This window comes from Streptomyces sp. S465 (assembly GCF_026898115.1).
Taxonomy (GTDB): domain Bacteria; phylum Actinomycetota; class Actinomycetes; order Streptomycetales; family Streptomycetaceae; genus Streptomyces; species Streptomyces luomodiensis.
Genome location: NZ_CP114036.1, coordinates 4,668,644 through 4,688,990 on the forward strand (window position 1 = coordinate 4,668,644; position 20,347 = coordinate 4,688,990).

General features: G+C 71.3%; 21 protein-coding genes, 1 tRNA gene and 2 pseudogenes. 15 read left to right on the plus strand and 9 right to left on the minus strand.

Annotated features, from left to right (window positions below; all coding sequences use genetic code 11):
- Positions 1-187: 187 nt before the first annotated feature.
- Complete coding sequence (locus N6H00_RS19635; protein WP_268973090.1) at positions 188-1,402, minus strand: acyltransferase family protein; 1,215 nt, start codon at positions 1,400-1,402, stop codon at positions 188-190.
- Between the two features lie 316 nt (positions 1,403-1,718).
- On the opposite strand from N6H00_RS19635, the gene N6H00_RS19640 reads away from it, so the two are divergent.
- Positions 1,719-2,174 (plus strand): tellurite resistance TerB family protein, encoded by a 456-nt coding sequence (locus tag N6H00_RS19640; RefSeq protein WP_268973091.1) that lies wholly within the window; start codon positions 1,719-1,721, stop codon positions 2,172-2,174.
- 114 nt (positions 2,175-2,288) lie between these two features.
- On the opposite strand, the gene N6H00_RS19645 is transcribed toward N6H00_RS19640, so the two are convergent.
- Positions 2,289-3,236, minus strand: a complete 948-nt coding sequence (locus N6H00_RS19645; RefSeq protein WP_268973092.1) for a M56 family metallopeptidase — start codon at positions 3,234-3,236, stop codon at positions 2,289-2,291.
- A 3-nt stretch (positions 3,237-3,239) separates the two neighbouring features.
- Positions 3,240-3,653: a BlaI/MecI/CopY family transcriptional regulator gene (locus N6H00_RS19650; RefSeq protein WP_014061822.1), complete on the minus strand. Its 414-nt coding sequence runs from the start codon at positions 3,651-3,653 to the stop codon at positions 3,240-3,242.
- Positions 3,654-4,000: 347 nt separating this feature from the next.
- On the opposite strand from N6H00_RS19650, the gene N6H00_RS19655 reads away from it, so the two are divergent.
- Positions 4,001-5,251: a cytochrome P450 gene (locus N6H00_RS19655; protein WP_268973094.1), complete on the plus strand. Its 1,251-nt coding sequence runs from the start codon at positions 4,001-4,003 to the stop codon at positions 5,249-5,251.
- A gap of 123 nt (positions 5,252-5,374) precedes the next feature.
- Here the strand turns inward: N6H00_RS19655 and N6H00_RS19660 are convergent.
- Positions 5,375-6,199 (minus strand): annotated as a pseudogene (locus N6H00_RS19660) (SDR family oxidoreductase); the annotation flags it as partial.
- A 3-nt stretch (positions 6,200-6,202) separates the two neighbouring features.
- Here N6H00_RS19660 and N6H00_RS19665 point away from each other — a divergent pair.
- Positions 6,203-6,382 (plus strand): annotated as a pseudogene (locus tag N6H00_RS19665) (cytochrome P450); the annotation flags it as partial.
- Positions 6,383-6,505: 123 nt separating this feature from the next.
- Here the strand turns inward: N6H00_RS19665 and N6H00_RS19670 are convergent.
- The gene (locus N6H00_RS19670; protein ID WP_268973095.1) at positions 6,506-8,110 is read right to left on the minus strand and encodes an SDR family oxidoreductase; all 1,605 of its coding nucleotides are present in this window, start codon (positions 8,108-8,110) and stop codon (positions 6,506-6,508) included.
- A 384-nt stretch (positions 8,111-8,494) separates the two neighbouring features.
- Here N6H00_RS19670 and N6H00_RS19675 point away from each other — a divergent pair, with 384 nt between their 5' ends.
- Entirely contained in the window at positions 8,495-8,794 is a 300-nt protein-coding gene (locus tag N6H00_RS19675; RefSeq protein WP_014061825.1) for a type II toxin-antitoxin system VapB family antitoxin, read from the plus strand.
- 134 nt (positions 8,795-8,928) lie between these two features.
- On the plus strand, positions 8,929-9,621 hold the full coding sequence (locus N6H00_RS19680) for a LytR C-terminal domain-containing protein (protein WP_268973096.1): 693 nt from the start codon (positions 8,929-8,931) through the stop codon (positions 9,619-9,621).
- A gap of 30 nt (positions 9,622-9,651) precedes the next feature.
- On the opposite strand, the gene upp is transcribed toward N6H00_RS19680, so the two are convergent.
- The gene (gene upp, locus N6H00_RS19685) at positions 9,652-10,287 is read right to left on the minus strand and encodes a uracil phosphoribosyltransferase (protein ID WP_268973097.1); all 636 of its coding nucleotides are present in this window, start codon (positions 10,285-10,287) and stop codon (positions 9,652-9,654) included.
- A gap of 212 nt (positions 10,288-10,499) precedes the next feature.
- Between upp and N6H00_RS19690 the strand changes: the two genes are divergently transcribed.
- The 4 genes from N6H00_RS19690 to N6H00_RS19705 all read left to right on the plus strand — a co-directional run bounded on the left by N6H00_RS19690 (position 10,500) and on the right by N6H00_RS19705 (position 12,174).
- Positions 10,500-10,673 (plus strand): hypothetical protein, encoded by a 174-nt coding sequence (locus N6H00_RS19690; RefSeq protein WP_268973098.1) that lies wholly within the window; start codon positions 10,500-10,502, stop codon positions 10,671-10,673.
- 180 nt (positions 10,674-10,853) lie between these two features.
- A complete protein-coding gene (locus tag N6H00_RS19695; RefSeq protein ID WP_165556255.1) occupies positions 10,854-11,390 on the plus strand; it encodes a tRNA adenosine deaminase-associated protein in 537 nt (178 codons plus the stop codon).
- A 128-nt stretch (positions 11,391-11,518) separates the two neighbouring features.
- Positions 11,519-12,019, plus strand: coding sequence for a tRNA adenosine(34) deaminase TadA (gene tadA, locus N6H00_RS19700; protein ID WP_268973099.1), 501 nt, complete (start codon positions 11,519-11,521; stop codon positions 12,017-12,019).
- Positions 12,020-12,087: 68 nt separating this feature from the next.
- Positions 12,088-12,174, plus strand: a tRNA-Ser gene (locus tag N6H00_RS19705).
- A 64-nt stretch (positions 12,175-12,238) separates the two neighbouring features.
- On the opposite strand, the gene N6H00_RS19710 is transcribed toward N6H00_RS19705, so the two are convergent.
- On the minus strand, positions 12,239-13,669 hold the full coding sequence (locus N6H00_RS19710; protein WP_268973100.1) for a DUF6777 domain-containing protein: 1,431 nt from the start codon (positions 13,667-13,669) through the stop codon (positions 12,239-12,241).
- Positions 13,670-14,018: 349 nt separating this feature from the next.
- On the opposite strand from N6H00_RS19710, the gene N6H00_RS19715 reads away from it, so the two are divergent.
- On the plus strand, positions 14,019-14,903 hold the full coding sequence (locus N6H00_RS19715; protein WP_268973102.1) for a universal stress protein: 885 nt from the start codon (positions 14,019-14,021) through the stop codon (positions 14,901-14,903).
- Between the two features lie 87 nt (positions 14,904-14,990).
- Here N6H00_RS19715 and N6H00_RS19720 read toward each other — a convergent pair whose 3' ends face one another.
- Positions 14,991-16,016 carry a 6-phosphofructokinase gene (locus N6H00_RS19720; protein ID WP_268973103.1) on the minus strand — a complete coding sequence of 342 codons (1,026 nt, stop codon included), beginning with the start codon at positions 16,014-16,016 and terminating at the stop codon, positions 14,991-14,993.
- A 228-nt stretch (positions 16,017-16,244) separates the two neighbouring features.
- On the opposite strand from N6H00_RS19720, the gene N6H00_RS19725 reads away from it, so the two are divergent.
- From N6H00_RS19725 to N6H00_RS19740, 4 genes are all read left to right on the plus strand, one after another.
- Positions 16,245-16,409 (plus strand): hypothetical protein, encoded by a 165-nt coding sequence (locus tag N6H00_RS19725; protein WP_268973104.1) that lies wholly within the window; start codon positions 16,245-16,247, stop codon positions 16,407-16,409.
- A 161-nt stretch (positions 16,410-16,570) separates the two neighbouring features.
- Entirely contained in the window at positions 16,571-17,404 is an 834-nt protein-coding gene (locus N6H00_RS19730) for an RNA polymerase sigma factor SigF (RefSeq protein ID WP_268973105.1), read from the plus strand.
- 188 nt (positions 17,405-17,592) lie between these two features.
- Positions 17,593-18,423, plus strand: a complete 831-nt coding sequence (locus N6H00_RS19735; RefSeq protein WP_268973106.1) for an RNA polymerase sigma factor SigF — start codon at positions 17,593-17,595, stop codon at positions 18,421-18,423.
- A 79-nt stretch (positions 18,424-18,502) separates the two neighbouring features.
- Positions 18,503-19,303, plus strand: a complete 801-nt coding sequence (locus tag N6H00_RS19740; RefSeq protein WP_268973107.1) for a hypothetical protein — start codon at positions 18,503-18,505, stop codon at positions 19,301-19,303.
- A 145-nt stretch (positions 19,304-19,448) separates the two neighbouring features.
- Here the strand turns inward: N6H00_RS19740 and N6H00_RS19745 are convergent, their stop codons facing one another.
- Positions 19,449-19,649, minus strand: coding sequence for a hypothetical protein (locus tag N6H00_RS19745; protein WP_268973108.1), 201 nt, complete (start codon positions 19,647-19,649; stop codon positions 19,449-19,451).
- 203 nt (positions 19,650-19,852) lie between these two features.
- Between N6H00_RS19745 and N6H00_RS19750 the strand changes: the two genes are divergently transcribed.
- Complete coding sequence (locus N6H00_RS19750) at positions 19,853-20,341, plus strand: MarR family winged helix-turn-helix transcriptional regulator (RefSeq protein ID WP_268973109.1); 489 nt, start codon at positions 19,853-19,855, stop codon at positions 20,339-20,341.
- The last annotated feature ends 6 nt before the right edge of the window (positions 20,342-20,347 follow it).

The window sequence follows — 20,347 nt, forward strand, 5'->3', positions numbered from 1 at the left end:
CTCCGTTCGACGGTGGCCCGTAGCCGTCCGACTACGGACCGGGTCGGCTACGGGCTACCCAGGCCACTCCTGGCCTATCCGACAGCCTCATTAATCACACAAATGCCGAGCCGACCGCCGCGGCCACGAGGCCGGAGCGGTCGGCAGGGCGTTGGGCCGGGGCCGTACGGGGAGCCACCCAACCCGGTCAGGTGCGGCCCCGCCGGCCCACGGTCCCGTCAACACCGGCACCAGCACCGACACCAGAACCGAGACGGCCGCCGACACGGCCGCCGACACCGGCACCGGGACCGCCGTCGGACCGCCCGGTCGGCCGGAAGGCCCATTCCATTCGCGGCTCCATCGCGAAGCGGAACATCCGCTGGACGGGCGGGCTGCACAAGGCGGTCACCACGGCCGCCCCCACGGCCGTCACCGCGATCTCCCCCAACGGCCGGTGCAGCCACGGGTGGTCGTACCAGTCCCAGAAGCGGGAGCCCTTGGCGAGGAAGCCGTGCAGCAGATAGCCGTACAGCGTCCCGGCGCCGAGCACCGTGAACCACGTCCGGCGCCGGGGCACCCAGGCGAGGAAGCACACGGCGAGCACCATGGAGCAGCCGAAGAGGGCGAACGTCATCACCGCCCCGACCCACCAGGGCGCACCCAGCTCCTCCGCGCTGTCCATGCGGTAGAACCACGCCGGGTTCATCCGCGGCACGGCCCAGTAGGCGAAGACCACCGCGGCGGCGGCCACCGGCACCGACAGCCATCTGACCTCGCGCCGCCGCACCATCTCGAAGTGCTCCGGCCGCATCTGCGACCCCAGGACGAAGAACGGCAGGAACTGGAGCACCCGCTGGAGATCCAGATCGTCACCGATCTCCGGCGAACAGGTGGCGAGCGCGGCGACGGAGAGCGCCACCGGCACCGGCCACCGCACGATCCGCCACAGCGGCGTGGTCAGCCGCCAGACGAAGAGCGCGATCAGAAACCAGGTCAGGTACCAGGGGTCGAGCAGGCTGATCGGATAGGACGGATCGTCGCCCGCCCACCGCTTGAAGAAGGTGTACGCGACCTCGAAGAGGACGTAGGGGACGGCGACACCGGTGATCAGGCGCTTGAGACGGTCCGGCCGGAGGTCGAAACTCCGCGAGAAGTACCCGGAGATGAGGATGAACACCGGCATATGGAACGTGTAGACGGTCATGTAGAGCGCGGACGCCGCTCTGCTGCCGCCCCTCAGGGGCTCCCACGCGTGCCCCATCGCGACCAGCACGATCGCCAGGTACTTGGCGTTGTCGAAGAACGCGTCACGCTGTTTCGGCACACGGGACGCGGCCGAAGCCTCCACAGGGGCCGGAGCCGCCTCGGAGGGCGGGGCCGCCGGTGCCCGTCGCGCGGGCAATAAGGACGAGATGTTCATCACATACAGCCTCCGGGGGAACCTGTGGGGACGATCCCGACTCTTCCTGGGTTTGGGCGGAGGATTGCGGAGTGGAACATTCCACGCACCATAGTGGTCGCCACCGAACCGCGCCGAAGAAGGCTCAGCCCTCGCGTACGAGGGTTTACGCCCAGCCCAGCACATCCGTCACCTCCTCGACCGGGGAACTTCTCCGACCCTGCGGGCAGTTCAGAGAGTGACAAAGAGGGCCGATCCATCCAGCTTCGACCGGCCCCGCCTGCTAACTTCTACACAGCTGTAGATGCTAACCAACGAACCTGTGAATGGAGTGGCCATGGCCCTGTGGGACCGCATCAAGGAATCCGCCCAGACGATGCAGAGTCAGCTCGAGGCGAAGAAGAACGACTTGAAGAGCGGCGCGTTCCGCGATGCGAGCATGGCGATGTGTGCGCTGGTGGCGGCGGCGGACGGCTCGATCGACCCGGCCGAGCGGCAGCGCGTCGCCCAGCTGATCGCCACCAATGAGGTGTTGCAGAACTTCCCGGCCGACGACCTCCAGCGTCGCTTCAACGACTACCTCAACAAGCTCATCACCGACTTCGACTTCGGCAAGGTGAGCGTGTTGCAGGAGATCGCCAAGGCCAAGAAGAAGCCGGCCGAGGCGCGCGCCGTGATCCAGATCGGCATCGTCATCGGCGGCGCCGACGGCGACTTCGACAAGACCGAGCAGGCCGTGGTCCGCGAGGCGTGCTACACGCTGGAGCTTCCCCCGGCCGAGTTCGACCTGTAAGCCGCTCCGCGCACGCGCCCCCCTCGCGCGCCGACCGGCGCCCCCTTCCGCGCGCCGGCCGGCGTCCACAGCCGCCGGCCGGCCGGGACGCCGCGTCGACCGTCGCGGCCGGCCCTACAGCGGGGTCGCGGCATGCAGGACGAGTACCAGGGCGACCGCCGCGTTCGCCGAGGAGACGGCGGACGCGGCCGTGCCCACCGCGGCGACCCACAGGGCCAGCCCCGCGGCCGTCCAGGTCGGCGGCCAGGGCCGGGACGGCGGCACCGGGCCCAGCAGCGCCGCGACCCTGCGCGGCACCGGCCCCGGCGCGGCGATCCCGGCGAGCGTCGGGCCCGGCGTGCCCTGGGAGACCAGGGCGGCCTTGCCGACCGCCAGCGCCATCACCCGGCGGTCGCCGACCTCCCGGGCCGCCTCCTCGTCCGCCCAGCGCTCGGCGCAGTAGTCCACCGCGGCCCGGAGCGGCCGCAGCAGCGGATTGGCCCGCGCCGCGAGCTGCGCGGTCAGCAGATGGCGGTGGTGGTGCGCGGTCAGGTGGGCGCGCTCATGCGCGATCAGGGCCCGGCGCTCGCGGGGGTTGAGGCTGTCCAGCATCCCGGTGGAGACGACGATCCGGCCCGGTTTCCCCGTCCGTCCGGAGGTCCCGGGCAGCGCGTACGCGTACGCCTTGTCGTCGGGCAGCACCGCGACCGGCGACTCCGGCAGTCCGGCGAGCGCGAGCTGAGCGCTGCGCCGTACCCGTCCATGGCGCAGCCAGGTGGCCGTACAGGCGACGGCCACCGCCGCCAGCGCGCCGATCGCCGCCTTCCCGGCCACCACGTCGTAGGGCACCGCCGCCCGTACCTCGGGGTCCGACCAGCTGTCCGGCAGCGGGTTGCCCGGCAGCTGTGCCGTACCGACGACCATCAGCAGTCCCAGGCACAGCGTGGAGCACACCGCGAGGACGGCGCCCACGAGGGTCAGCAGCCGGGTGGCGGTGCGCGGGTGGAGATGCTGCTCGGCGAGCCGAGCGATCGGCAGCGCCGTTAAGGGCAGAACCAGCGGGAGGAAGACGAAGACGCCCATCGGTCAGTCCTCCGGCTCCTCCGCCACGTCGCTCAGCAGGTCGCGCAGCAGCCGCTCGTCATCCTGGGTCAGTCCGGTCACAAAGCTGGCCAGGACCGCCTCGCGGTCGTCCTGGCCGTCCAGCACCCGGCGCATCCGCAGCGCCGCGAGCCCCGCCTCGTCCGACGCCGCCCGCCAGACGAAGGAGCGGCCCGCGCGTTCGCGGGTCACGGCCTGCTTGGCGTGCAGCCGGGACAGGATGGTCATGACCGTGGTGTAGGCGAGCTCGCCCTCGATCCGCTCCTGCACCCATGCGGCGGTCACCGGCCCCGGCGCCCGGCGCAGCGCCGCGAGCACCTGCGCCTCCAGTTCGCCCTGGCCACGCCGACGGGGGCGGCGGGGCCAGCCGGGCCCGCCGGTCCGGTCGTGGTCCGTCACACCGTCTCCTTCCACGCCACACGCGCCCGGCGCGCGGCGCTCCATCGTAACGAGCGGCCTGGGTGCGGGCGGGCGGTCGGGCGGTCGGGCGGTCGCCCCTTTGGCCCGGCTGTACGCGCGGGCACAGGCCGCCTCGCCCATGCTGAGCGGGGGGACCGATCCGAGCTGTGGAAAGGCGGGGCCCCGAAATGAGGCTTGTCCGGTGACGGCGTGGTGCGTGCGCCCCGGTTCCAGGGGCGGATCGTGATCGTGGGCGCCTCGGCCGGTCCGCGGGCCGCGGCGGTCCCGGCCGGCTTCCCGGGCTCCTCGCTGTCCGGACAACGGACCCGGAAGGAACTCACTCAGCCATGACGCAGACGCAAGGCTCGCTCGTGCGGCAGATCACCGACTACGCCCATCGTGCCGACCCGTACCCGATCTACGCCGAGCTGCGCAAGACGCCCGTGGCGCACGACGAGGGGGGTCCGTACATCGTCTCCACCTACTGGGAGATCCACGGTCTGCTGCACGACCCCCGGCTCAGCTCCGACGCGCGCAATCTGGACCCGCGGACCGCGCCGGAGCTGATCGAGGCGGACGAGACGGGACTGCCGCCCAGCTTCCTGAAGCTCGACCCACCCGAGCACGACCGGCTGCGCCGACTCGCGATGGCGCCCTTCGGCCCGCCGCACACCCCGCGCCGGCTCCACACCATGCGCGGTGAACTCACCCGGATCGTCGGCGAGCTGATCGACGGCTTCGAGGGCCGGGACCGGATCGATCTCGTCGACCACTTCTCGTACCCGTTCCCGGTCACCGTGATCTGCCGGCTGCTCGGGGTGGACCGCGAGGACGAGGCGCGCTTCCACAGCTGGGCCGGCGCCCTCGCCACCGGCCTCGACCCCGATCCGGAGGCGGACGCCGCCGAGCGGCAGCGGACCACCCGGCAGGCCCGTACGGAGCTGGCGGGGTATCTGTCCGAGCTGATCGAGAAGCGCCGCCGCTCCCCCGGTGACGACATGCTCTCCGCCCTGGTCGGCGGGCAGGGTCCGGAGGAGGGGATGAGCCGTACGGAGCTGCTGAGCACCGCGGCGCTGCTGCTGGTGGCGGGGCACGAGACCACCGTCAACCTGATCACCAACGGCATGCTGACCCTGCTGCGCAACCCCGATGTGCTCAGCCGGCTGCGCGCGGACCCCCATCTGGTCGTCCCGCTGGTGGAGGAGCTGCTGCGGTTCGATCCGCCGGTGCAGATGCTTCCCCAGCGCACCCCGCTCTCGGAGATCGACATCGCGGGCGTGACCATCCCCGAGGGAGCGCCCGTCTGGCTGCTGCTGGCCTCGGGCAACCGCGATCCGCAGCGCTTCCCCGATCCCGACCGGTTCGATCCGCAGCGCAGGGACAACCAGCACCTGGGCTTCGGCAGCGGTGTCCACAGCTGCTTCGGCGCACCGCTGGCCCGGCTGGAGGCGCAGATCGCGCTGACCGAACTGGCCCGCCGGCTGGACCGGCCCCGGCTGCTGGAGGACCCGCCGACCTACCGGCGCAACGCGGTGCTGCGCGGCCCGCGACAGCTGCCGCTCGCCTTCGAGGGACTGCGGCCGAACGGGTCCCGGTGACGCGGTTCGCCGTGTGCGGGGTGACGCGGTGCACCGTGCGCGGGGTGACGGGGTTCACCACGCGCGGGGCGTTCACCCTGGGCGGAACGCGGGCCCGTTCGTCCCGGCCGGCGACGGGGTCGTTCACCGTGGGCGGAACGCGGACCCGCTCGTCCCGGCCGCGTCCTTCCAGCCCGTATCCCTCCCGGCCGCGTCCCTCTCGGCCCGGACGGCGATGTTCCGGGCCATTCCACCGAAGACGAGGGCGTGGAAGGGCGCGACCGACCACCAGTACAGGTGCCCGCCGAGGCCGCGCGGATGGAACAGCGCCCGCTGCCGGTACACCGCCCCGCCCCGCGCGTCCCGGTCGACCGCCATCTCCAGCCAGGCCGGCCCCGGCAATCGCATCTCGGCCCGGAGCCGCAGCAGCCGGGGCGGCAGGATCTCCTCCACCCGCCAGAAGTCGAGGCTGTCGCCCACCCTGAGCCGCGCCGCGTCCCGGCGGCCCCGGCGCAGCCCGACGCCGCCCACCAGGGTGTCGATCCAGCCGCGCAACGCCCAGGCGAGCGGTAGCGAGTACCAGCCGTTCTCACCGCCGATCCCCTCCACCACCCGCCAGACGTCCTCCGGCGAGGCGTCCACCGCGCGCTCGCGACGGTCCTGGTAGAGGCTGCCGCCCGCCCAGTCGGGGTCGGTGGGCAGCGGATCGCTGGGCGCGCCGGGGGTGGCGGCGGAGGACCAGCGGGTGGCCACGTCCGCGTCGCGGATCCGCCGCAGGGCCAGTTCCAGCGCCTGGTCCACCCCGAGCGGCCCGCCCGGCGGATCCGGCACATGGTGCGCGAGGTCCCGTTCGGCGCACACCACTTCATGGCGCAGCGACTCCACCAGCGGGCGGGCGATGGCGCCCGGCACGGGCGTGACCAGGCCGACCCACAGACTGGACAGCCCGGGGGTGAGCACCGGAACCGGTGCTGCTTCGGCGCACCGCTGGCCCGGCTGGAGGCGCAGATCGCGCTGACCGAACTGGCCCGCCGGCTGGACCGGCCCCGGCTGCTGGAGGACCCGCCGACCTACCGGCGCAACGCGGTGCTGCGCGGCCCGCGACAGCTGCCGCTCGCCTTCGAGGGACTGCGGCCGAACGGGTCCCGGTGACGCGGTTCGCCGTGTGCGGGGTGACGCGGTGCACCGTGCGCGGGGTGACGGGGTTCACCACGCGCGGGGCGTTCACCCTGGGCGGAACGCGGGCCCGTTCGTCCCGGCCGGCGACGGGGTCGTTCACCGTGGGCGGAACGCGGACCCGCTCGTCCCGGCCGCGTCCTTCCAGCCCGTATCCCTCCCGGCCGCGTCCCTCTCGGCCCGGACGGCGATGTTCCGGGCCATTCCACCGAAGACGAGGGCGTGGAAGGGCGCGACCGACCACCAGTACAGGTGCCCGCCGAGGCCGCGCGGATGGAACAGCGCCCGCTGCCGGTACACCGCCCCGCCCCGCGCGTCCCGGTCGACCGCCATCTCCAGCCAGGCCGGCCCCGGCAATCGCATCTCGGCCCGGAGCCGCAGCAGCCGGGGCGGCAGGATCTCCTCCACCCGCCAGAAGTCGAGGCTGTCGCCCACCCTGAGCCGCGCCGCGTCCCGGCGGCCCCGGCGCAGCCCGACGCCGCCCACCAGGGTGTCGATCCAGCCGCGCAACGCCCAGGCGAGCGGCAGCGAGTACCAGCCGTTCTCACCGCCGATCCCCTCCACCACCCGCCAGACGTCCTCCGGCGAGGCGTCCACCGCGCGCTCGCGACGGTCCTGGTAGAGGCTGCCGCCCGCCCAGTCGGGGTCGGTGGGCAGCGGATCGCTGGGCGCGCCGGGGGTGGCGGCGGAGGACCAGCGGGTGGCCACGTCCGCGTCGCGGATCCGCCGCAGGGCCAGTTCCAGCGCCTGGTCCACCCCGAGCGGCCCGCCCGGCGGATCCGGCACATGGTGTGCGAGGTCCCGTTCGGCGCACACCACTTCATGGCGCAGCGACTCCACCAGCGGGCGGGCGATGGCGCCCGGCACGGGCGTGACCAGGCCGACCCACAGACTGGACAGCCCGGGGGTGAGCACCGGAACCGGTGCGATGAGCCGCCGCCGCAGCCCGGTCACGGCCGCGTACCGCCGCATCATGTCGCGGTAGGTGAGGACGTCGGGGCCGCCGATGTCGAAGGCCCGGTGCACCTCGTCCGGCAGCGTGGCGCAGCCCACCAGCAGGCGCAGCACATCACGGACGGCGATCGGCTGGGTACGGGTGCGCACCCAGCGGGGCGTCACCATCACCGGCAGCCGCTCGGTGAGGTAGCGCAGCATCTCGAACGAGGCCGAGCCCGAGCCGATGATCACACCGGCCCGCAGCACGGCCGTCGGCACCCCGGAGTCCAGCAGCACCCGGCCCACCTCGGCCCGGGACCGCAGATGGGGCGACAGCTCGCGTTCGGGCACGCCGTACGGGGTGAGCCCGCCGAGGTAGACGATCCGGCGCACCCCGGCGGCCCGCGCCCGCCTCCCGAAGATCCGGGCGGCACGGCGGTCGGTCTCCTCGAAGCCGGGTCCGGTGCCCAGCGCGTGCACCAGGTAGTACGCGACGTCCACGCCCTCCATGGCGGCGCGCAGCGACTCCTCGTCGGTCACATCTCCGCGTACGGTCTCCACCCGCCCCGCCCAGGGGTGGTCGCGCAGCTTCTCGGGCGAACGGGCCACACACCGCACCTGGTGCCCCGCCGCCAGCAGCTCGGGCACCAGCCTGCCGCCGATATAGCCGGTGGCCCCGGTGACCAGGCAGCGGCGCGGCTCCGGCGCGCGGTCCGACTCCGGCGCGCGGCCCGGCTCCGCATCCGGTGGAGGTTCGGGAACGGCCATGAGGCCATGGTGCGCGGGCAGGACAAAACCTGCGAGGTGGGCTCCCTTCGGCGGCATTGTCCGTATCAGGTGTTTGGAGGTCGCTCTCCGGTCTCCCCGACCTTCGAGCCTCTCAGCCCGGCCATCTAGAAGACATTCCGGGGGACTGACGTCCTCTGTCCTGAATGTCTCTCCGGTCGAGCTCCCTCGCTCGCCCCGCAGGCTGTTATTTACGTTACTCCGACCCCCCTTGGGCGCCTAGACCCTTTCGCGTATTTTTTCCATTTTTCTGAGCGCTGTAGGTGCGGTGCCGGAGCAGTGTGGGAGCACTGTGGGAGCGGGCCCCCGCCCGGCACTCCCGCGCCTTGGCTGCGCCGGAAGGCGCTTGCCCGGTAGGCTTTCCGTGTGATCTTCAAGCGCATCGGAAACGGTCGGCCCTATCCCGACCACGGCCGGGAAAGCACCCGCCAGTGGGCGGATGTCGCCCCACGCCCGGTACGTCTTGACCAGTTGGTCACGACGAAGCAGCAGCTCGATCTGGAGACGCTGCTCGCGGAGGACTCGACGTTCTACGGGGACCTCTTCGCCCATGTCGTGAAGTGGCAGGGCGACCTCTATCTGGAGGACGGGCTGCACCGCGCGGTGCGCGCCGCGCTCCAGCAGCGCCAGGTGCTGCACGCGCGCGTCCTGGAACTCGAGGGCTGACCGCGCCCGCGCCGCCCCTGGCGACCGATCGCCGCCGACCGGCTTCGATCTTTCTTGACCCTTTCGGGTTGCTCTGAGCACCAACCATTGATCATTTAGTAGGCATCGCCACCAGCCCGCACTACGCTGCGCACATGAGCATGCTGACCCCTCCAGGCATGGGCGGAAAGTACCGCATTACGGGCGATCGCTATCCGCGGATGAGCCGACCCCGGAACCGCAGGCGGCTGGTCTTCGCCGCGTTCGGCTCGGTCCTGGCGCTCGGCCTGGTGGGCTGGGGAACGCTTCAGCTCATCGACGTCTTCTCCGGCGACGGCGACGGCCAGACGGTCCGCGCGGCACACGGCACCGGGGACTGTGAGCGCGGCGACAAGCGCCCCGACGAGAACGCGAAGTCCGGTCGGGGCGACAGCGGCCAGAGCGGCAACAGCGACCGTACGGGCGGGAAGCTGCCGAAGCCCGCCCAGATCACGGTCAACGTCTACAACGCGACCACGCGTTCCGGCCTCGCCAAGAACACCGCGGACGAGCTGAAGAAGCGCGGCTTCAAGATCGGCAAGGTGGGCAACGCCCCGGCCGAGTACGACAAGAAGGTCAAGGCTTCCGGGATACTGCTCGGCGCCCCGGGCGCCGACGACGGGGCGTTCAACGTGCTCGGCACCCAGCTCGACGGGGCCCAGACCAAGAACGACGCGCGGGACGGCAAGGACATCGACCTGATCATCGGCAGCGGTTTCAAAACCCTGGTCAAGCAGAAGGACGCCGAGAAGGCTCTGGCCGCCCTGGCCACGCCCTCGCCCACGCCCTCCGGCACGCCCTGCCGCTGAACCGTCGTAGAGCGCCTGGAAGGAGGGTGGTCAGCCGGCGGTCCCGTACATCCGGTCGCCCGCGTCGCCCAGACCGGGCACGATGTACCCCTGCTCGTTGAGCCGCTCGTCGATGGACGAGGTGACCACCGTCACCGGCGCACCCGCCAGCTCGCGCTCCATGAGCTCGACGCCCTCGGGCGCCGCCAGCAGACACAGCGCGGTCACATCGTCGGCGCCCCGCGATATCAGCTCCTTGATCGCCGCGACCAGCGTCCCGCCGGTGGCGAGCATCGGGTCCAGGACGTACACCTGACGGCCGGAGAGGTCCTCGGGCATCCGGGTGGCGTAGGTGGACGCCTGGAGCGTCTCCTCGTCGCGGATCATGCCCAGGAAGCCGACCTCGGCGGTGGGCAGCAGCCGCACCATGCCGTCGAGCATCCCGAGACCGGCCCGCAGGATCGGCACCACCATGGGACGCGGATGGGACAGCCGCACCCCGGTCGTGGTCGTCACCGGGGTCTCGATGTCGACCTGTTCGGTGCGCACATCGCGCGTGGCCTCGTACGCGAGCAGGGTCACCAGCTCGTCGGCGAGCCGCCGGAAGGTGGGGGAGTCGGTGCGCTTGTCGCGCAGCGTGGTGAGTTTGTGCGCCACCAGCGGGTGGTCGACGACGTGGATCCGCATGGCAACGACACTAACCGAGCCCCCGGGGCCCAGCTGCCCCCGGAGCCCGGCTGCCCCCGGAGCCCGGCCGCCGCCCTGACCTCCCGCGCGCCTCCCGTGCGCTCCACCGTCTGCCGCCGTACTGGCATCAAACCGCCGTTTCGGGGGAAAGTGGGCAAGAGCGCCCCGGCGGCCCCCGGGGCGATACCTCGGCCCCGAGGAGTGATGTGACCATGGCCGACGCGACCGCGCAGGAGACGGAGTCCGCCGCGGACCGCCGCCGCCGTCGCGACCGCTTCCTGCGCGCACTGAACGAGGCCAGGGCGGTACGGAACCGGGTGCGTCCCCAGCAGGCCCGCGCCGCCCGGATGCGCCGGGCGATACACCTGCGGACGTTCTCCTGGTGAGCCCTGGAGGGCTCCCACCGAACCGCCGGAGAGGGTTTCCGCGCGTTTCGTTTCCGTCCGCGTGAGCCACATCTCTTTGGACTGGTGCACGACGCAGCGCGGAAGACCTCTCGCGAAGCGATGGTTTCTGCCACGATTCCGATTGGGCCGGGACGCTGTCCCGCCCACCCCGGCACGCCTATGACCAGTGGGAGAGTCACGGTGTACTTCGCCGCATTGCTCGCGCGCACCGCAGAAGGGTGGGAAGCGAGCGACACAGAGCTCGATGACGTGGAAACCCTGACGGATCTGATCGAACTGGCCCGTCTGGCTTCCAAGGACGACGACACGGTATTGGCCTTCATCGAGCACGAAGACGCGTGGTTCGGCGTCGTCCGTGTGGACGGCGAGGACGACCCGCACATCTACGTATCGGACGCGGCAGCGGCCGCCCGCACCTCGTACGGCTCGATGCTCACCGACGAGCTGCTCGGCCGGGACCCCGACGACGATCTGGACAGCCTGGTCGACCTGGACGGCACCGAGGACGGCGAACCGGACCGGGACGACGAGGACGCCGACGACGCCCCGGTCCCGATCGGCCCGCTCGGTGACGCCGACATCCTGGCCGACCTGGGCATGGACGAGAAGGAGCTGAAGGCCCTCGACGGGGACGCCCTCGAATCGATCGCCGAGATGCTGGGTTGCAGCATGGAGGGCCTGGAGGCGGTGCGCTGAGCGCCGCCGTCCCACCCTGTCACCACACCGAACCGGACCGAACCGAACCCACCAGCATCCATTCACCATCTGATCCACACCAATCCACATGTGATCCGCAGTGATCCACACTGATCCAGACTGACGTCATGACCGATCCGCTGACCGGCCTCCTGCCCGGCCCCGAACCCGACCCCCTGCGCGACCCCTGGCGCGCCCCGATGCGCCTGGCGCTGGAAGAAGCGGTACGGGCACCCGAGACGGGAGATGTGCCGGTCGGCGCCGTCGTGCTGGGCCCGGACGGCTCGGTACTCGGCCGCGGCCGCAACGAGCGCGAGGCCCACGGCGACCCCACGGCCCACGCCGAGGTCCTCGCCCTCCGCGCCGCCGCCCGCCACCTCGGCGGCTGGCGGCTGACCGGCTGCACTCTCGTGGTCACCCTGGAGCCGTGCACGATGTGCGCCGGGGCGATCGTCCTGTCCCGTCTCGACCGGCTGGTCTACGGCGCCGTGGACGAGAAGGCGGGCGCGGTCGGCTCCCTCTGGGACGTCGTCCGCGACCGCCGCCTCAACCACCGCCCCGAGGTCATCGCGGGCGTCCTGGCGGACGCGTGCGCGGCCCCCCTGACCACCTTCTTCCGCAAGTCCTGACCCTCCGCCCCGGCCCCGGCCGGGAACCGATTTCGGTTCCCGGCCACCTGTCCGCTAGGCTCTCCCTCGGTAGCGTGTCCGAGCGGCCGAAGGAGCGCGCCTCGAAAGCGCGTGAGGGGGCAACTCCTCCGTGGGTTCAAATCCCACCGCTACCGCTGTGAAGCACGTAGGGCCCGGCTCATCGAGCCGGGCCCTACGTGTGTCCGGACACCGTTCCCGTCAGGGGCCGGACGGGGGCGGTTGCTGCGGGGGCTGCTGCTGATTCGGGTCACCCTGCGGGGGCTGGTCCTGCGGCTGCTGCTGGTTCTGGTCGGGGGGCTGCTGCTGGTTCTGGTCCGGCGGCTGCTGGGGCGGGGGCTGGTTCGGCGGGGGCTGGTTCGGGGGCGGTTGGTTCGGGGGCGGTTGGTTCGGCGGAGGCTGATTCGGTGGAGGCTGATTCGGCGGGGGCTGGTTCGGCGGAGGCTGCGGCTGCTGTTGGCCCGGATCGGAGGGCTGGTCCTGCGGCTGCTGCTGACCCGGATCGGAGGGCTGGTCCTGCGGCTGCTGCTGACCCGGATCCGACGGCTGATCCTGCGGCTGCTGCTGACCCGGATCCGACGGCTGATCCTGCGGCTGCTGCTGACCCGGATCCGACGGCTGATCCTGCGGCTGCTGCTGACCCGGATCCGACGGCTCGTCGGAGGGCTGCGACTGCTCCGAAGGGGACCCGGACGGACGGTCGGTCTCCAGCGGGGTGAACCTGTCCGACGGCTTCAGGGTGACCTTCGGCGCCTCCCGCAGACGCGGAGCCTGCTGCTCGCCCGGCATCGCCAGGGAGGAGGGGTAGTCCGCCCGTGCCAGCAGCGTGTCCCGCGGGTTCTCACTGCCGTTGCCGTCACCGAGCGGGCGCTTGAAGAGCTCGGCTTTGCCGATCCCCACCAGGACGAGCTGTTTCACATCCTTCGCGGCCGGCCGGATGACGGTCACCGTGGTCCGGGAGAAACCGTTCCACTGCGGTCCGGTGAAGGTCGGCTTGGCGTTGCGCGGTGGGGCCGAGACCTTTACCGGATTTCCGGAGTCGCACTTCACGACGGGCGCACCGTGCTCATCCACGAAGACCGCCGTCCCGGCCTGGAGAACGGCGGAGACCGGCTTCAGCCCACCGCGGTAGCCGTAGGTCTTCGCATAGGTGTCGGAGCGCAGGATGACGCTCGTGAGGCCATGGACATAACCAGAGATGTCATCGGCCGAGCCGATGCGCTGGACCCGGCTCCAGGCGGCACCCTTCTGCTTGTCGGCCTCGAGGTCGTGGATCAGTCCCTGACGGTCGCAGGGCTGCCGGTTCCGGACGCCGGAGTAGAGACCGGGGGTGTTGCCCCGGAAGGCGCGGCCTCCGTTGGAGGGCGACACCACGTGTTTGCGGTCGTGGCCGACGGAGGAGGTGAACGCGGGGACCGAGGTCTTTCCGACGGGTTCCCTCCGGTATTCGGCCGCCGCGGCGTATCCGGGAATTTCCCCGGAAGCGCCCCTGGAGGCTTGTCGGGAGGCGTCACCGGATGCCTTTTCGGAGGAGGAGATCACCCCAAGGACCACCACGGCGGCCACCACGACGACGAACCCGACGGCGAATGCTGAACGACGCGAGGTGAGGTGCCATGAGATCGAGCGCATTTCCCTCTCCTTCCCTTACCTCGCCCCCATCCTGCGCTCGCGCGGCATGCCCCCGCTTCCCCCGAAACCCAGACATCTCCCCCCACCTTCGGGGGACTTGGGCCCGGTTTGGCCGTCGCCGCTCGCAGAACCGCCCCCGACCCGGGTGACCCCGGATCGGGGGCGGTCGCTGCCCTCGCGGTCTGTGCGCGGCCTCGCGGTCTGTACGCGGTGAACCCTCCGATCGCGGCTCCGACCGTGTCGGATGTCCGCCGCGTATCTAGACTGAGCCGCGTATCCAGACTAAACGGATATGCCCCAGTTGGCAGGAGAACGATCGGACAACCGGACAGCAGCCGAGGAGGACCGGATGAGCGGCCCTGTCGTAGCGGGGGTCGACGGCTCGCGGCACAGCCTTACGGCCGCCGAATGGGCCGCGCGGGAGGCGGCGCGGCGCGGGGCCGCGCTGCGGCTGGTGCACGCCTGTCCGCCGCTGCCGCGCAGGGTCTCGCCGGTGCCCGGGGTGGACGCCTGGCAGCACGTGGGCGAGCAGATGCTGGGGCAGACGGTCGCCGACTTCCGGGTCCGCCATCCGGCCCTCGAGCTCGACGGGGAGCACACCGCCGCCGAACCGGCCGAGGCGCTGCTCACGGCCGCCGCGAGCGCCGGGCTGCTGGTCGTCGGGGCCCGGGGCTGGGGAGGCTTCGACGGGCTGGCGGTGGGCTCGGTGGCTCTGCGGGTGGCGGCGATGGCGGACTGTCCCGTCGTCACGGTCCCGGAGGCGCGGCGCAGGGGCGCCGGGTGGGACGGCGCGGACCGGGACGAGGTGCGGCTCGGCTTCGACGCGCACGCCCCGGCGGATGCCACGGCCGACTTCGCGTTCCGCGCCGCCTGGGAGCGGGGCGTCCCGCTGCGGGTCGTGCACGCGTGGGCGCTGCCCCCGGCCTCCCCGTCGGCCTGGATGCTCACGGTGCTGGAGGAGGACCGGGCGAGGTGGGAGGACCAGGAGAGCCAGGTGGTCTCCGACGCCCTGCGGCCATGGCGGGAGAGATATCCCGAGGTCACCGCGGTGCCGGATGTCATCCTGCTCAATCCGGCGGAGGCGCTGGTGAGGGCCTCGGAGCGGGCCGGGCTGCTGGTGCTCGGGCGCCGTACGGCCACCCGGCCGACCGAACTGCGGCTGGGGCCGGTCGCCCATGCCGTACTGCACCATGCCCACTGTCCGGTGGCGGTCGTACCGCACCCCGCGAGCTGAGCCGCCGCCACGCGCTCGCGGCGAGGCGATTCATGCCGAGGCGGCGGTACGTGACGAGGCGGCACCTCGCGAGGCGGACACCCCGGATCAGCCGAAGAACACCCCGAATTCGGAGTAGAGCGCGGGGTCGACGGTCTTGGTGCCCACCGTGGCCTCCGCGAGCGGTATGCGGACGATGTCCGTGCCGCGCAGCGCCACCATGGTGCCGAAGTCCCGGTCCTGGACGGTGTCGATCGCACGCAGCCCGAAGCGGGTGGCCAGCCAGCGGTCGAAGGCGCTGGGCGTCCCCCCGCGCTGGATATGGCCGAGGACCGTGGTGCGGGCCTCCTTGCCGGTGTGATCGGCGATCTCATGGGCGAGCCACTCGCCGATCCCGGAGAGCCGCACATGGCCGAACTCGTCCCGGCTGGAGTCCTTGACCACCATCTGGCCCTGCTTCGGCACGGCTCCTTCCGCCACCACCACGATCGGCGCGTACCTGATCTTGAAGCGGTTCTCCACCCAGGCGCAGACCTGGTCGATGTCGAACGGCTGCTCGGGGAGGAGGATGACGTTGGCGCCACCCGCGATGCCCGAGTGCAGGGCGATCCAGCCGGCGTGCCGCCCCATCACCTCGACCACCAGGGTGCGGGTGTGGGATTCGGCGGTGGTGTGCAGCCGGTCGATCGCCTCGGTGGCGATGTTGACGGCGGTGTCGAAGCCGAAGGTGTAGTCGGTGCCGGCCACGTCGTTGTCGATCGTCTTGGGCACCCCGACCACCTGGATGCCCTCGCCCGCCAGTGCCGCGGCGACGCCGAGCGTGTCCTCGCCGCCGATCGCGATGAGCGCGTCCACCTCGTACTCGGCGAGGGTCTCCCGCACCCTGCCGACCCCGTCCTCGCTGGCCAGGGGGTTGGTCCGGGAGGAGCCGAGGATGGTGCCGCCGCGCGGCAGGATGCCGCGTACGGCCGGGACGTCCAGCGGCATGACGACCCCTTCGAGCGCGCCGCGCCAGCCGTCCCGCACTCCGACGAACTCGAAGCCGTGCATCTCCACGCCCTTACGGACGATGCCGCGGATCGCGGCGTTGAGCCCGGGGCAGTCGCCGCCGCCGGTCAGCACACCGACACGCATCTCCGCTCCCTCCGCCGACGGCGCGAGCCGCTGCCGCCGCTTCTTCCGGCACCACTCTTGCCACCCTCCCTTTCTCCAGAATCCACCCATATGTAGCGCGGCGCCCACACCGGCGCAGCCCCGTCCCCACAGCCCCGGTGGGTTCATCCGACTGATACGACTGATGCGCCAGCGGTGTGGATAGACTCTCGCAACTGTGTAACGGGGACGGCGGGAGAGGCAGCACAGATGGCCCAGGCCAAGAAAATCGCGCTCTATATGCTGATCGTCTTCGTGCTGTACACGATCATCAAGACGCCGGCCCGAGCTGCCGACCTCGTCCAGGTCGGTTTCGAGGGCATATCGGACGCCGCCAAGAGCGTCGGCGAGTTCATGACGGAACTGGTCAACTAGCCTCAGTCCCCCCTGACCCCACTCCCCGGACCCCGCCTCCCGTCGATCCCTTTACGGGCGATTCCTCCACCAACACGTGGTAAAGAGGTGCTTGCACACAGTGCACATGTCTTGTGATGCTATGACCGCTTTGCCGGGTGAGTACATCGTGAAGGGGTGGCGTGACCGTGTCGGCCCGAACCGCGCCCAGAACCCCGCCCCAGGGCGATGGCGGCAGCGAGAGCGGCAGAAGCCGAGGGGCTGACGCCAGAGCGCTCACCCAGGTGCTCTTCGCCGAGCTGTCGGACCTCACCCCCGGAACCCCCGAGCACGCCCGTGTGCGCGCCGCGCTGATCGAGGCCAATCTGCCGCTGGTCCGCTACGCCGCGGCCCGCTTCCGCAGCCGTAACGAGCCCATGGAGGACGTGATCCAGGTCGGCACCATCGGCCTGATCAACGCGATCGACCGGTTCGACCCGGACCGCGGGGTGCAGTTCCCGACCTTCGCCATGCCGACCGTCGTCGGCGAGATCAAGCGCTACTTCCGCGACAACGTCCGCACCGTCCATGTGCCGCGCCGGCTGCATGAGCTGTGGGTGCAGGTCAACGGCGCGACCGAGGACCTGACCGTGCTGCACGGCCGCTCCCCGACGACGGCCGAGATCGCCGAGCGGCTCAAGCTCAGCGAGGAGGAGGTGCTCGCCTGCATCGAGGCGGGCCGCTCATATCACGCCACCTCCCTGGAGGCCGCCCAGGAGGGGGACGGCCTGCCCGGACTGGTCGACCGGCTCGGCTACGAGGACCCGGCGCTCGCCGGAGTCGAGCACCGCGACCTGGTGCGCCATCTGCTCGTACAGCTGCCCGAGCGCGAGCAGCGTATCCTTTTGCTCCGTTACTACAGCAATCTGACGCAATCTCAGATCAGCGCCGAGCTCGGAGTCTCCCAGATGCATGTGTCCCGGCTGCTGTCCCGGAGCTTCGCCAGGCTGAGATCCGCGAACCGGATCGAGTCCTGATCCTTGCGAGGGGCCCTCGACCTGACGCGTCAAGGCTGTAATGTCGACTTGGCGCTACAGCGTGTTGCCGACATGTGACATTCTGCAGGAACCGCGTTTGCCGCGGCCCGACCTCCGGTATTCAGGGGAAGGCTGCGTCGGACGCGAACCGCGCAGCTGCGATCCGTCCGCGACCTCTAGGGGGTGGCATGTCCGTAGAACTGGGCAGCTCGAAGGTGCTCACCAACGACGCACCGCACATGCCTGACGACTGCGACGCCATCGACACCCGCACCCTCTCCCGCTCCCTCTTCCTGCGGCTCGCCACACTCGACAAGGACAGTGCGGAGGCCGGCTACGTCCGTGACACCCTCATCGAGCTGAACCTCCCGCTCGTCCGCTACGCGGCGGCCCGGTTCCGCAGCCGTAACGAGCCGATGGAGGACATCGTCCAGGTCGGCACCATCGGCCTGATCAAGGCGATCGACCGCTTCGACTGCGAACGGGGCGTGGAGTTCCCGACGTTCGCCATGCCGACCGTCGTGGGCGAGATCAAGCGGTTCTTCCGGGACACCAGCTGGTCGGTCCGGGTGCCGCGGCGGCTGCAGGAGCTGCGGCTGGCGCTGACCAAGGCCAGTGACGAGCTGTCGCAGAAGCTCGACCGCTCCCCCACCGTCACCGAGCTCGCCACGGCGCTGGGCGTCTCGGAGGAGGACGTGGTCGACGGCCTCGCGGTGGGCAATGCCTACACGGCCAGCTCGCTGGACTCCCCGTCCCCCGAGGACGACGGCGGCGAGGGGTCGCTCGCCGACCGGCTGGGGTACGAGGACAGCGCGCTGGAGGGCGTGGAGTACCGCGAGTCGCTCAAGCCCCTGCTGGCCAAGCTGCCGCCGCGCGAGCGCCAGATCATCATGCTGCGCTTCTTCGCCAATATGACGCAGTCGCAAATCGGCGAAGAGGTCGGGATCTCCCAGATGCATGTCTCACGGCTGCTCACCCGGACCCTGGCTCAGCTGCGCGAGGGTCTGATCTCGGACTGAGCCGGGCCGGGCCGCGCTGACCGGCCCGTCCCCTGCCGGATCCCTGTACACCTGACGAGCCGTCAGACACACTGGCCCGATGCGATACGCAGGGAGCCGGACAACGGGCCGCCGAGGCACGGCGATCGCCTCCTCGGCGGCCGCGCTGTGCCTGGGGGCACTGCTCAGCGGCTGCGGCGGGGGCGGCGACGGCTATGTCGCCGCCGGGGCGGCGGGGCCCGATGGCCGACGGGCCACGACGGCCGTACCGCCCAAGGGCGGCGTCGATCTGGTGCCCCTGGACGAGGACGGCACGGGGAACGATCGCGACGGTAAGGGCGACGCGGCCCCCGACGCCACCGGGGACGGCAGGACGGACGGACCGGCCTCACAGGCGCCCTCGGCGTCCACGGAGGCCCGGGGCCGCACAGACGGCGGCTCAGACGGCCCAGGCGGCGCAGGCGGCGGCACAAGCAGCTCCGGGGCCCCGGGCCGCCCGGACGACGGTCCCGAGGGCGAGGCCGGCCCCGGCGAGCCCTCGCCCTCCGGGTCCGGCGCTTCGGACCCCTCTGGCTCTCCCACCCCCACCGGCCCGGCCGTCCTGGAGGTCGGCGAGCCGGAGCGCACGGCGACCGATGAGCGCTGGTGCGAGAAGGTGAAGGTCGAGTTCCGCAACACCGGAGGGACTCCGGTCACCTCGGGCACCGTCACCTTCGGCACGCATGTGATCGACATCCTCGGCATCGACTGGGCGACGCTCGAGTCCGAGGAAGAGTTGCCCGCGCCGATCGGCGCGGGCCAGAAGAAGGAGAAGACCTGGACGGTGTGCGTGGACGACTGGCGAGTGCCGCTGGGCATGCACATCGAGACGCAGGACGTCTCGGTCACCTGGAAGCCATAAGGCCGCCTCGGCAGCCGTAAGGGGATCGCGGGAGCCACAAAGCGTCGCCGGAACCGTAAACCGGAACCGTAAAGGGGCACGGCGGCCGTAAGGAGGTTCGCGGGGGCTCACGCCCCCGCGGGAGGCGTCACGACCTCGACGCGGCTCAGGCCAGCGCGAGCCAGGCCACCGCGGCGACGATCACGACCGCCGCGATCACACCGACGATCACGCCAACGCGCGAACCGCCGCTCGATCCGGTGGTCGCCTGGGGCTGCCGCGTGCCCTCGTCGACGAAGGCGCGGAACATCTGGGTGGAGCCGGCCGGGTCGTAATTGCCGTTGGGGCTCTGGGGGTTGTTCGCCATGAGCCCCGACCCTAGCGAACGAGCGGATTCCGGGACACCCCCGGGTCTCAGCGGTCCCTCGCTCCCCACCTATCCCACTTGACCGACTCCAGGACGACTCTTTAACGGCAATTTACCGCCCAGACCCCCCTTTCATTTGCCTGTAGCAACTAACTTCTTCTATGGTTGCCTTAAGCAACTGATCTACCCCTCTGGGAGGTGCCGTGGCCACACAGCGCCACTACGAGGAGCTGGCCCGGCAGCTCAGCGCCATCGGCACCGTCAAGCGCGGACTCACCCGGGTCCTGCCGGCCGACTGCCCATCGGGCGCCGCCGTCGTCCTGATGCTCCTCGACCGCTACGGCGAGATGCGCATGGGAAAGCTCGCCGAGCTGCTCGACATCGACATGTCGGTCACCAGTCGGCACGTAGCACATGTCGCGGACCGCGGCTGGGTGGACCGCAAGCCCGACCCGCTCGACCGGCGGTCGCGGCTGCTGAGCATCAACACCAGTGGACGCACGCTGCTCGGTGAGGTGTCCGAGCGCTACACGAACGCACTCGCCAGCTGCCTGAGCGACTGGTCCGACGAGGACGTCGACCGGCTCAACGAACTTCTCGCCCGGTTGCGGACGAACTTCGGGGACACCCGGACCCGGGCTCTGCCGCAGCAGGTGGCGAGCAGCACCACCCGTACACCTTCGCAACGTTAAGGAACT